At 54.0% G+C, this 12,951-nt stretch carries 11 protein-coding genes; 1 reads left to right on the forward strand and 10 read right to left on the reverse strand.

Features of this window, described 5'->3' with window-relative positions:
• Positions 1-93 precede the first annotated feature (93 nt).
• Positions 94-1,275, forward strand: coding sequence for an MFS transporter (locus J7395_RS16185; protein WP_209222392.1), 1,182 nt, complete (start codon positions 94-96; stop codon positions 1,273-1,275).
• A 51-nt stretch (positions 1,276-1,326) separates the two neighbouring features.
• Here the strand turns inward: J7395_RS16185 and J7395_RS16190 are convergent, their stop codons facing one another.
• From J7395_RS16190 to J7395_RS16235, 10 genes are all read right to left on the reverse strand, one after another.
• Positions 1,327-2,496, reverse strand: a complete 1,170-nt coding sequence (locus J7395_RS16190; protein ID WP_097050379.1) for an ABC transporter permease — start codon at positions 2,494-2,496, stop codon at positions 1,327-1,329.
• The gene (locus tag J7395_RS16195; RefSeq protein WP_062949171.1) at positions 2,493-3,491 is read right to left on the reverse strand and encodes an ABC transporter permease; all 999 of its coding nucleotides are present in this window, start codon (positions 3,489-3,491) and stop codon (positions 2,493-2,495) included. Before J7395_RS16195 ends, J7395_RS16190 begins: the two co-directional genes overlap by 4 nt.
• Positions 3,492-3,567: 76 nt before the next feature.
• On the reverse strand, positions 3,568-5,517 hold the full coding sequence (locus tag J7395_RS16200; protein WP_209222394.1) for an ABC transporter substrate-binding protein: 1,950 nt from the start codon (positions 5,515-5,517) through the stop codon (positions 3,568-3,570).
• Positions 5,514-7,439 carry an ABC transporter ATP-binding protein gene (locus J7395_RS16205; RefSeq protein WP_062949175.1) on the reverse strand — a complete coding sequence of 642 codons (1,926 nt, stop codon included), beginning with the start codon at positions 7,437-7,439 and terminating at the stop codon, positions 5,514-5,516. Before J7395_RS16205 ends, J7395_RS16200 begins: the two co-directional genes overlap by 4 nt.
• Entirely contained in the window at positions 7,436-8,050 is a 615-nt protein-coding gene (locus J7395_RS16210; protein WP_062959724.1) for a hypothetical protein, read from the reverse strand. The genes J7395_RS16205 and J7395_RS16210 overlap by 4 nt, the downstream gene beginning before the upstream one ends.
• Positions 8,041-8,799 carry a polysaccharide deacetylase family protein gene (locus J7395_RS16215; RefSeq protein WP_062949179.1) on the reverse strand — a complete coding sequence of 253 codons (759 nt, stop codon included), beginning with the start codon at positions 8,797-8,799 and terminating at the stop codon, positions 8,041-8,043. The genes J7395_RS16210 and J7395_RS16215 overlap by 10 nt, the downstream gene beginning before the upstream one ends.
• Positions 8,796-9,923, reverse strand: coding sequence for a glycosyltransferase (locus J7395_RS16220; RefSeq protein ID WP_209222396.1), 1,128 nt, complete (start codon positions 9,921-9,923; stop codon positions 8,796-8,798). The genes J7395_RS16215 and J7395_RS16220 overlap by 4 nt, the downstream gene beginning before the upstream one ends.
• Entirely contained in the window at positions 9,920-10,525 is a 606-nt protein-coding gene (locus J7395_RS16225) for a histidine phosphatase family protein (protein ID WP_209222398.1), read from the reverse strand. Before J7395_RS16225 ends, J7395_RS16220 begins: the two co-directional genes overlap by 4 nt.
• Positions 10,522-11,670, reverse strand: coding sequence for a glycosyltransferase family 4 protein (locus tag J7395_RS21100; RefSeq protein WP_114121371.1), 1,149 nt, complete (start codon positions 11,668-11,670; stop codon positions 10,522-10,524). The genes J7395_RS16225 and J7395_RS21100 overlap by 4 nt, the downstream gene beginning before the upstream one ends.
• Positions 11,671-11,682: 12 nt before the next feature.
• Complete coding sequence (locus tag J7395_RS16235; protein WP_209222400.1) at positions 11,683-12,951, reverse strand: glycosyltransferase family 4 protein; 1,269 nt, start codon at positions 12,949-12,951, stop codon at positions 11,683-11,685.

Genomic DNA, 12,951 nt, shown 5'->3' on the forward strand with positions numbered 1-12,951 from the left:
CCGTAATTTACAGAAAAAACGGGGCGCCAAGCCCCGCCTGCCCACCGAGAAAACGTCCTTCCACCCGACCCGAGGTTAATCAGGATTAAGTCGATGTCGCGAACAGATGCTCCGGGTCTTGGCCGGGGACTGACCTTTGTCATGGCGATCGCTGCCGGTCTTGCCGTTGCCAATATCTATTATAATCAGCCGATGCTTGGCATCATCATGGCGGAATTCGGCCAAAGCGGCACAGCGGCCCTAATCCCGACGGCAACGCAGTTGGGATACGCCATCGGCCTGTTTTTGCTGGTGCCACTTGGCGATTTGTTTGACCGGCGCAAACTGATCGTCCTGCAGTTTCTTCTACTGGCCCTTGTGCTTGTGATCGAGGGGTCCGCACCGACAGATTACATACTGTTTGCCTCGTCGGTCCTGCTGGGTGCCTGCTCGACTGTGGCCCAGCAGATCATCCCCTATGCGACCGCCCTGACTCCGCCCGAAAGCCGCGGCAAAACCATCGGAACGGTTATGGCAGGCCTGCTTTGCGGTATTCTTTTAAGCCGCACGCTGGCGGGGTTTGTCTCAACACATCTTGGCTGGCGCGAAATGTTCTGGCTTGCTGCCCCGGTGGCGGTTCTTGCTGCGATCCTGATGGCGGTGATGTTGCCAAAGGACAAGGCACGCACATCCATCGGCTATGGCGAAGCCCTTTTATCCGTGCTGTTCCTGTGCAAGCAACAGCCGGCCCTTCGCCGTGCGACATTGACGCAGGCTGCCCTGTTCGGATCATTTTCGGCCTTCTGGACCATATTAGCACTGCATCTTCAGGAACCCGATTATCAGCTGGGGGCAGATATCGCCGGGCTGTTTGGTGTTCTTGGGGCGATTGGCGTTCTGGCAGCGCCCCTTTCGGGTCGGCTGGCGGATCGATATGGCCCGTCACGCGTCATTGCCGCAGGTGTCATCATTTGTGTGATTTCGTGGCTGGCATTCGGGCTTTGGACGGCGCTGGCCGGGCTAATCCTTGGCGTGATCATTCTGGATTTCGGCGTGCAAAGCGCAATGATTTCCAACCAGCATGTGATTTTCGGTCTGGTCCCCGAGGCGCGTAGCCGGATCAATACCGTTTATATGACCGGCATGTTCCTTGGCGGATCATTCGGCTCGGCCGGAGCCACTTACGCCTGGGGGCTGGGTGGCTGGCCCGCTGTTTGCGGCTTTGGGCTGGCACTTTCGCTGATTGCGATGGTGCCTTCCATGGCCCAACTGCGATCAAAACAGGTTCCGCGTTAAAACAAAACAGCCCGCCACACACTGGCGGGCTGTTTGCATTTCGCAGAAAGATCAATTCTTGTAGGGATCAGCCGCATCACGCAGGCCATCACCAAGGAAGTTGAACGCCAGAACGACGATCACGACCGGTACGACTGGCAACATCAGCCAAGGATAAACCGCAACGGCGTTGATGTTCTGCGCCTCGTTCAATAGCACGCCCCAACTGGTGACAGGTGCGCGAAGACCTAGGCCAAGGAAACTGAGTGCTGTTTCGCCAAGGATCATGTTAGGGATCGAAAGGGTTACCGATGCGATCAGGTGGCTGGCAAAGTTCGGCAGCAGATGGCGGGCGATGATGCGTTTGGGTTTTGCCCCCATCAGGCGTGCGGCAAGGGCATAGTCTTCTTCGCGCAGTGCCAGAAGTTTTGATCGCACCGCACGGGCCAGTCCTGTCCAGTCGATCAGGCCCAGAATGATCGTGATCCCGAAATAGATCAGAATGGGGCTCCATGTTACCGGCAAGGCCGCCGATAGCGCCATCCATAACGGGATTTCGGGCATGGAACGGATGACTTCGATCAGACGCTGCGCGGTTGCATCGACCCAGCCGCCGTAATACCCCGCCGCCCCGCCAATCAGAATACCGAGAATGAAACTGACCGCGATACCAACCAGACCGATGGTCAGCGACACGCGTGCGCCGTAAATCATCCGTGACAGCATATCGCGCCCCAGCCGATCCGTGCCCAACAGGAACAGGGTTCCGTCCTCGGCCGGGCACATCACATGAAAATCGGCTTCAAACAGGCCCCAGAATTCATAGGGATCACCAGAGCAGAAGAAGCGGATTTTTTCGACGCGGCTGTCGCTTGGCGTATAGATCGGTTTCAGCGTTTCCATATCAATCGAAAAATCGGTGCCGTAGGTAAAGGGTCCGACAAATTTCCCGTCATGAAACAGATGAATCGCCTGTGGCTGGTGATGGATATATTCCGAGTTCCGCGTTTCCTGCGCATAGGGCGCGAGTATTTCAACGATGAAAACGGACGCATACATGATCGCCAGAATGATCAGCGAAACATAAGCCAGCCGATGACGTTTAAGCCTCCACCAGATCAGCTGCCACTGTGACGCAAGATAGTATTTTTCCTGCGCGGGTGTCAGTTCCTCGCGATCCCAGGGATCAAAAGGCGCGGTATCAATGAAATGCTCGTTACGTTTATCGTCGCTGCGGCTCATTGTGATACCCCTCCCTGCAGGCGAATTCGGGGATCAAGCCAGGCAAGAAGCAGATCAGATACAAACATGCCGACCACAGTCAGAAGCGCCAGAAACATCAGGAATGATCCTGCCAGATACATGTCCTGACTTTGCAGGGCGGCAAGCAACATCGGCCCGGTGGTCGGCAGCGACATCACAACAGATACCAGCACAGAGCCCGAGACAACCTGCGGCAGGATATTGCCAATGTCGGCGATGAACGGGTTCAGGGCCATGCGCAGCGGATACTTGAACAGAACCCGCGCTGGCGACAGGCCCTTGGCGTGGGCGGTAACGACATATTGCTTGCCCAGTTCATCAAGCAAGTTGGCACGCAGACGCCGGATCATCGACGCCGTTCCCGACGTACCAATCACCAGAACCGGTGCCCAAAGATGTTCGGCGACCGACATGACCTTGGCAAAGGACCAGCCCTGATTGATGAATTCCGGGTCCATCAACCCACCGATAGAGGTTCCGAAAACCACGTTGGCGTAATAAAGCAGAATCAGCGCAAACAGGAAGTTCGGCATGGCAAGACCAAGAAAGCCGAGCAAGGTAAAGCCATAATCGCCCCAGCTATATTGACGGGTGGCCGAATAGATTCCGATCGGGAAGCTGACGATATAGATGAACAGAACCGTGCTGAAATTCAGAACGACCGAAAGCCAAAGGCGATCCCCGACCACCTCGGTGACCGGAAGATTATATTCGAAGGAAAAACCAAGATCGCCATGCAGTAATCCCCAGGCCCAATCGAAATATTGCTGCCAGATCGGCTGATCAAGGCCGTATTGCTGTTTGAGGAAAGCAATCTTGGCCGGATCGACCGCCTCGCCCTGCGCCTGCAATTCATTCAGATAGGTGGACAGGAAGTCGCCCGGCGGCAATTGAATGATGATGAACACCAGCACGCTGATAAAAAACAGCGTGGGCATCATGACAAAAAGCCGTCTTGCCAAGAAAGTCAGCATCGGCGGTTAAGCTCCCCCTGACGCATCGCCCGGTTTCCCTGCCCGGAATGATGCGTTCGATTTCAGACCACTGCGATCAACGGTCCCACCAGAATGTATCGGGACGGTAAATTCCAAAGAAGGCGCCCGGTTCCCAACTGTGAATGCCTTTCTCTGGCACATTCCGCAAATCATTGCGGACCACAACCGGCTGCGGCACATTACCAATCAGACCAATCGAAAACATGTTTTCCGCATTAATATCAAGAATGCCTTGCCAAGCCTCCTTGCGGGCAGCGTCATTGCCCTTCACCCATTTGCCGTAAAGTTCCATGAGTTCCTTTGCAGCAGGTAAATCCGGTGCCTCGCCTGCCTCGCCATTAGTCTGGAAATACTGCCCCCATTTCGGCCATTGCAGGCTATCCTGCTGGATCGGAACGAACTCGGCCGGAACGGTTGCAGGCGTAGCAAGGCCGCTATCGACACCATTGAAAATCGACATGACGGTCTCACCGCTATACGCACGATTACGGAGAACTTCGCGCTGCAATCCCTTGACGAACAGTTTCACACCAATCTGTTTCCAGCTGTCACTGATCAGTTCCAGCATGTCATCATGTTCAGGATTTTCCCCCATGGTTTCGACGATGATTTCAAGCGGACGGCCATCGGGCATCAAACGGATACCGTCATCATTGCGCTTGGTCAGGCCAACTTCATCAAGCAGCGCATTGGCTTTCTTCACATCAAACTTAATGTAGCTTTCGCGATATTCCGGCTTGAAAAGCGGGCTTTTGGGAAGGACCGTATTGTTGGTTGGTGTCGCCAGACCAAAGAACATCACCCGGTTGATCTCGGTTCTGTTAATGGCAAGCGACAGTGCCCGACGAAAACGCACATCACGCAGCAATTTCCTCCAGACCGGGTCGGAGCAGGTCAGGTTCGGGTAAAGTGCGGCATAGGCACCGTAACCAACATCCCAAAGATTAACCTTGAAGTTTTGCTGAGGCTCGGACTGTTTGAGGAAGGTATAATCCTGCAGCGACAGAATGCGGCTTTGCAGGTCGACCTCGCCCGCACCAACCTTGGCCGGAACCAACTTGGCGTTGGAGATGTTGAAGATCATCCGATCGATATAGGGCAACTGATTGCCGTCGGGATCAACGCGATGGTAATACGGATTACGTTCAAAGATGAAGCGGTCAGACGGTTCTTCGGTCCGGATCAGCCATGGCTCCAGCGATGGACGTTCAATATTTTCAAGCCTGTAGGGGCGGTCCTTGTCAGTATGTAGCACCGCCCAGCTGCGCAAACCACGTTCTTTGACAATCGCATCAAGTTCGGCTGCATCACGGTAATTTTCGTGAAACTGTTTGAGGTAATGCGCCGGACGATAAATGAAAGGCGGACGCGTTGCCGCCAGCTCCGTCAGGAAGAACGGATTGGGCTGGGACCAACTGTAACGAACGGTATATTCGTCCAGAACCTCGAATGTTGCCGGTTCATCGCCTACGAACAGGAAGCGGGGCGGACCAACGGGAAACAGTTCATCATTATTGACGATATCTTCCCAGAAATAGCGGAAGTCCTCGGCCGTGAAGGGCTCACCGTCAGACCATTTGTGGCCTTTGCGAATATGCAGGGTAAATTCATTGCCCGCATCGTTAACATCCAGACTTTCAAGAATGTCAGGCTTCAGATTGAGATCTTCGTCATAGCCGATCAGGCGGGTATACGCATATACCACCGCCATGCGAATATCGCGTGAACGCCCCATGATGGTAACCAGATCACCACCATATTTACCGATTTCCTTGTTTTCGGCGGTAAAGTCGATGACTTTGGGATGTTCGGGCAGGCGTTCCGCCATCGGTGGCAGTTCACCTTTTGATACGGCATCCTTGAAATACGGGATTTCAGCCTGTGCCGGGCTGCCAAGCGATATTATTCCAGCCAGCATCATCGCCCCAAGGCCAGTGCGTGCAAGTTTATTGCGTGACCTGTTGAACCAGCCCGCAGAGAACGCAGGAACATTAATCGGGTTCATATGGCGATCTCCTGATAATCGGCACGTGCGGCACGGACAAAATGATCTTCGGCAAACTGGACCATACGGGGATCCGACTGCGCATCAATGGTAAAGGGTGCCGGCCAGCGGCGCGGATCTGAAGCCTTGCCATCGACGATCTTGGTGAAATCCAGAAGATGATCAAGATCGGCAAATGGCACGGCATTAAGCAATGCCTGGGTATAGGGATGAACGGGGTTTCTGAACAACTGTTCGCGCGGTGCCGACTCAACAATCCGCCCAGCGCACATCACCGCAATCCGGTCCGCGATATAATCAACCACTGCCAGGTTGTGCGAAATAAACATGTATGTCAGTTTAAGTTCACGCTGCAAATCCTTTAGAAGGTTCAGGATTTGCGCCTGAACAGACACATCAAGTGCAGATGTCGGTTCATCAAAAATCAAAAGGTCCGGCTTAAGTGAAAGGGCGCGCGCGATGCCAATGCGCTGCCGCTGCCCACCGGAAAAACTGTGCGGATAGCGGTTCAGGAACCGTGGATCAAGCCCCACCAGTTCCATCAGTTCCAGCACCATTTTCTTGCGATAGGATGTGTCACCGATACCATGAATGATCATCGGTTCCGTGATGATATCCTGCACGGTCATGCGCGGATTAAGCGAGCCGAACGGGTCCTGAAACACAAACTGGATACGCTTTCGATACGGATTGAGCTGATCTTCGTTCAAACCGGTCAATTCGGTCATCTGACCGCTTTCACCGCGAAACAGGATTGAACCGCTATCAGGTGCCATCGCCCGCATGATCAATTTGGAAAGAGTGGTTTTACCGCAGCCGCTTTCCCCAACCAGACCAACACATTCGCCGCGATTGATCGTCAGCGATACATCAGCAACAGCGGCAATTTCCTGTTCCTCGGCCTTGAACCAGTTGCCCTTGCGGACGGCAAAGCTTTTATAAAGGTGACGGACGGCCAAAACCGGTTCGCTCGCCATTGCCGGATGCAATGCCAGAGACGGTGGAACATCCCCCTCGCCCGAAGAATCCTTGTCCCCGCAGAAAGTCAGCAGACTATCGACTTTGGGCTTGATTTCGCGCAACGGGCGCAGGCGTTCATCGGGCCCCATATCGAAATGCGGGACGGCAGAGAGTAGCGACTGGGTATAGAGGTGTCCCGGATTGACAAAAACATCATGCGTCAAACCGCTTTCCACAACCCGACCGTCATAAACCACCACCATTCGGTCTGCCATATTGGCGACCACACCAAGATCATGGGTAATCAGCAGAACAGACATTTGCAGTTCCGACTGCATATCCTTGATCAGGCGAAGTGTCTGGGCCTGTATCGTCACGTCAAGTGCAGTTGTCGGTTCATCCGCAACCAGCAGGGCCGGACGACATACCATCGCCATGGCAATCATCGCACGCTGGCGTAAACCACCAGACAGTTCGAACGGATATGTCTTTAACGACCTTTTCGGATTGGGAAACCCGACAAGTTCCAGCATTTCGCGGGCAAGCTCCTTGGCCTCGCCCGTCCCGACCTTGCGATGAAGGCGGACTGCCTCGCAAATCTGATCACCAATGGTATGAAGCGGCGAAAGGGAACTCATCGGTTCCTGAAAAATCATCGAAATACGGCCACCACGAATGGAGCGCATTTCAGCACCCGAGCGATCCAGCATTGCGATGTCGACCCGTGTACCGGGCTTTTTCGGATCCGCGAACACAATTGATCCGTTGGTAATCTGTGCCGATTTGGGTAGCAATCCCATAATTGCCTGGGAAATGGTGGTTTTTCCCGATCCGGACTCCCCGACAAGAGCCACGGTTTCCTGCGCACCAATGCGAAAGCTTACATTTTCGACCGCCTTGACCCGCATATGGGGCAAAACGAATTCGACTTTCAAGTCACGGATACGCAGTATATCGGTCATCTTCCCTCGCCAATGCCGCCTGCCCGACTTGATGCGGCTGCCTGGACCATTGTTTCGGCCTCATCCATGCGCATCAGATTGGTTCTTGTTATGTCGTCGACCAGTAACTGGTTATCTTTGGCCCAATCCCGGGCAATTTCAAGCAGATCATCAAAACCGTCCAATGTTGATTCTGTGACGATTTTTGCATCCCCTGCCTGCAGGGTAAGTTCAAACCATCCCTTTTTGCCATCGCGACGGGTAGAGAAATAACGCAACCGGAATTTGGAAAGTTCCGACCAGGCGAACGCCGTACCGCCACGCAAGTTGCTGATTCGGATACCATATTCCGAGACATAAATCTTTGATTGAAACCTTAGTAAGGTGCGGACGAAATAGACAACAAACAGCAATGCAAGCCCCGCGGCAGTCCACTGAATGATCGGCAACATTTCAGGGATCAGTGCGATAACACCGCAAATCAGCAAGCCAGCCACCGATTTTGCCATATCCGGTGCCATGAGTCTTGGCGGATACCCCATGATCTGTACATCACGATCACGCACGCCAGCTGGTTTGACCGGATCGGCTGTTTCAACACCGCCAGTCTCTTCAATCGGACTTATTGCCATGGGAAAACTCCGGGAATTCGCAACCATTTGAGCGCCGCATGCTCAAACGAAAACAGGTTTTCAAGAAATCTTGTCGTTGCATCGTCATGAACCAGATGATGGGTCAGAAGCCCCGTGGCTTCCGCGTCATCCACCACACCATTCCGACGTGCTGACAAATGGGAAATCATCGCATTGATGCATTGATCTTCGCCCGCAAAACCGCGCGTTCCGCGCCAGTCAATCACGTCGACATGCGTATTGACCATCAGAAGCCCCGGAACGGGATAGGCATCTGATCGCGCGTTAAACGTGCTGATACCGCGCAGGCCAAGTGATGGCAAAGCCCTCATAACGTCATCGGCGATGCGGTTCCATGGCGGCACCATGACGGGCAGGAAACGGTTGCCAAACTGTGATGACAGGACGTCAAACCCACCGCGAATATCGGTGACAACCGCACCGATATCACGAACATCGTCCAGTTCCTGCTTTTTGCGACCTGCAGGCATATGGTTGGTATGCGACCAGCCGTGTTGCAACACCCGGGTATCAAGTGTTTCTGCCAGACGCAGAACAAGATCGTGTTCAAGATCAGCCGGGATCACGGCAAGAGCCAAAGGAACCCCATGATCCTGTTCGAAGGCAAGAAGGGTTTCGAGGGCTGGCGTAACTGCAACCGCGTCGTCGTCGCGCCACCACATCGTGGCAATCCGTTCTTCGGACTGCCACAGATCCAGCTCTGCGCGAAGTTGATCCCAGGTGCTCATGCCTTCCCTCTTATTCTTTCTGCGAGTTTAGCCGCAGTTATCCCTGCCCCGTCCAGAGATATATCTAATTTAACAGGATTCTTCGCCCGATCTATTTGATTTGCCAATGATTGTGGATTCAAATCGTCGGGATCAAGCAACGACAGTACGTTCTTTCCCGCCAAAATAGCAGCACGTTCAGCCTGTTCGCTTTCACCGCCATCGGCGAATGGAACCATGACCGATGCGGTTTCCGTCGCCAGAACATCCATCAAGGTATTATAGCCTGCCTGCGAGACGGAAACACAGGCATGTGCCATGCGTTCACGGAAATCCGGCAAAAAACGATGCAAGTTTATCCCTGTCGGCAGGTTTTCCTCAAGGCGCTGGAATGCTTCACGCGGGAAATGCGGCCCGGCCACGATATCCCAAGGCTGATCGGTAAAGCGGCTGGATAGTGAACGCGCGGCAATTGCAGCCTCAATCAATGCAGTTCCGACCGCGCCACCACCGGCAGAAACAAGAACACCCTTTCTTTTGCCTGCCGCAAAATCGGCTTTGGGTGCGACATAGCCGGTATACTCGATCAAATCGGCGATATCATTGGCAAACGGGAAGCTGCGACCGAAATCAAAAAGCGCCGGATCGCCATGAACCAGCACACGGTCAAAATGGCTGCGCGCGATATCGCGCATCCAAGCTTCTTTCGAACGATCGGATTTGCGCACCAGAAGATCACGAACGGAACAGATACGGGGAATCCCCGCCTGCCCGACCTTGTCGAGTAACGGCAACAATTCAAACCGGAAGGCCCGACGGCCAAACGGGAACATTTCGACCATTAAAAGCTTGGGCGCAACGACATTGAACGCATCAAACAGAGCCTGCTTTCGCTGTTGCTTCCATGCCTCATCAACCGGGTTGCCGACTTCATCGATCAATCCGGAAAAACCGCTATCTGCGGTTCGGCAAGGGGGAAGCTGGATCACATTATCGCTGCCAAAATCCAATGAGGCATCCGGGATACCTCCGGTGACAACAGTTGTTGTCATGCCAAGCCTGCCAAGTTCCGCATTGATCAGGGCAACGCGTCGGACATGGCCGATGCCAAGCAGATGCTGAACATAGATCAGAATGTCGCTCATGTGGTTGTTCCGTCCCGTTCAAGCAGCGGACAATTCAGATCAACGATGCCAAGCCCGTCATCGGAAGACCAGGAAAAGACATGAACGGCTTTCCAATCGAGTTTGTCCGGGCTTTTTCCCATCATATTCCAACCGCATGCCGCAGCATAAACTGCACGAATGATGCCCTTATGTGTCACGACACCAAAATTACCGTCACGATTGCTAGCCAATGCGGCCTCAACTCGGGAAAGGACATCGCGCGGGCTTTCCCCTCCATCCGGACGAAAGTCCCAGCCGCGATCTTCATTTTCCTGTATTTGCGCACCAAGATCACGGCGCAGATCAGATAGCTTTTTCCCTTCCCAATCACCCCAGTTCATCTCGATCCAATGCTCATCGGGTGAAACACCGTCAATCGCCAGTGCGTCTGCTGTTTGGATTGTCCGGATCAACGGACTGACCCGCCATGGAACAGCACACCATTTTTGGGGCAACTGAAGGCTGCGATATTCGTCAACAGTTTCGGGAAGCAGAGGAATATCGCTTTGGCCCTGAATACGTCTTTCTGCATTCCACGCGGTAACGCCATGCCGTAACAGGGCAAAATGAAAGCTGCTCATCCCTGTTTCCGTTTCCCGTGACTTTCCACCACATCATGCAGGACATTACCAAGCTCTTTGGCCGCAGCGGTTATTGTATGCATCTGTTCTGCTTTCTGCGAGGCGAATTGCCCCATATCGCGCAAGGCACTGTATCGGTCTGATGCCAGGCACTCGGCAAGTTTGCCTGCGAACGCATCAATATCGCCAACCGGTACCAACCATCCAGTTTTGCCATCCGCAACAATACCCGAAACACCACCACAGTCGCCCGCCAGAACAGGCAATGCTGCCGCCTGTGCCTCGAGGAGCGCCATACCATAGGCCTCGTTGATCGCTGGCCAGACGAACATGTCAGATCGCGCAAGAATGATACGCGTGTGATCGGTATCGCAAAGACCGGCGAAATCAAGCTGATCGGGGCTGATTGCGTGCCGTTCAAAAGCCGCTTCAACGTCGACGCGGGCCGGACCGTCGCCGATTACGGTCAGATGCCAGTTTATCACATTGTGCGCATTGAGCCTGCCAAGTGCGGCTGCCAGCAACTCGTAAGATTTCAGCTTATCGCCCGGCCGCATCATTGCGGTTGTCACCAACTGAACCGGTTTATCGGGATCGATTTCACCGCGATCGGCAGCATGCCAGTTTTCGGTATGAGTAAAGGGTGCGAGATAATGCAACCGGTCCTGAGCACATATCGGCGCCAGACATTCCATATCCGCCTGATTTAGGGAGAATACCGAACTGGCACATCGCAGGGCATGTTCAACGGCTGCGTGGCTTTGCGCCCAGGGGCCGTTTGCACGTTTAGGGGCGAAGGATGCCTCGGCTACGACATAAGGGATATCCAGCGCTTTCGCGATCACCGGGCCAATCCAGTCCGGGGCCTTGTAATAAAGATGGTAGGTAAACCAGATGTCGGGGCGTTTGCGTTTGCCGTTCTGATATTGCCGCAATAGCCGCGCGACCAGCTTTGATGCCAGTTCGGCGATTTGCGCCTGACGCAGGATATTGCCATCGCCAACCCGGCTGCGCAGGCGCGATGCGATATCAACTTTATGTCCGGCTTGCGCTAGCGCTTCACACAGAAGGCGCGCCATCAGGCGATCCCCGGATGGTATCGGATGATCAATCGGCTTTAACGGTGCATAAAAGGCGATCTGCACGTTTGCCGTCCCCTACTCCGCTGCCGGTTGTTGCGCGGCAGTTCTGGCTACCGGTGCATCAACACCAAAGCGATATGCCAGTTCCTTCATGCCGGTATAGAATGAGAAATCCCGTCGAACGATTTCGTTGCCCTTGCGCCCCATCTGATCGCGCAACGCCGGATTGGCAATCAATTCAGCCATTGCCAAGGACAATGATTTGGGATCACGTTCGGGAACAAGTTTGCCGTTAAGGCCATCGGTAATCAGTTCCGGAATGGCTGAAATTGCCGTTGAAACCGCCGCCAGACCGCAAAGCTGTGCTTCCATCAGGACATTGGGCAATCCGTCACGATCACCATCCTGTTCCACCCGGCTTGCCAGAACGAACAGATCGGCGGACTGACAGCCCGCAATCACTTCTTTCTGGTCACGCGGCCCCTGCCAGTCACAATGATCTGAAATTCCAAGATCGGTCGCGAGCGATTTGTATTTATCGCCATTGCCACCACCAATATGAACAAACCGCCAATGCAGATCCTTGGGTAAATCGGCAAGTGCACGCAGAAGATCGTCATAACCCTTTTTCCCTACCAGCCGACCAACCGACAGAATCGTTACCGGATGTTCGGAATCCCGGCCGTCACGGGGCATCCGGTCCGGCAAATCTTCCGGGAAACGGGAAAAATCAAGGCCGTGATAAAGCAAATTCACCTTGGCCGGATCATCGGCCAGCTTTTGCAGATGGTCGACATTGGCCTTCGTGCAGGTCACCAGCCAATCCATATCGGCCAGCTTTTCACGCATGTCCCAATCTTCGCTGGTGTAGATATCCTTGGCATGTGCAGAACAACACCACGGAAGACCGCGCATCATCGCTGTATATCGCGCAACCGATGCCGGGGTATGCAGGAAATGGGCATAGATGCGCGTGATATCGTCCGGCAGCTCCGCCGCCATTACCAATGCTTGCGCAAAACGACGGGCGCGGTTCGGTGTGCGATCCCGGCGATAGTCCTGCCACCAGATATTTCTTGCCCGACGATATCCCGGCATTTTGCGGGCCTTTAGCCAGCCGCGAAACACGCGCATCGGTTCCTGATAGACATATTCCGGCAGGTAATCAATTTCAGCCGTGATCCTTTCGTGGACCGGGTGGCGTTTTTTATCGGTCGGATGACGCAGTGATACAATACGATAAGGAATACCTGCTTGCTGAATACCGAGGATTTCCTGGGCAATAAAGGTTTCCGACAATCGTGGATATCCTTTCACCACGATTGCAAGCTTGTCGCATGTCAT

Source organism: Thalassospira sp. A3_1, from assembly GCF_017744215.1.
Lineage (GTDB): Bacteria > Pseudomonadota > Alphaproteobacteria > Rhodospirillales > Thalassospiraceae > Thalassospira > Thalassospira lucentensis_A.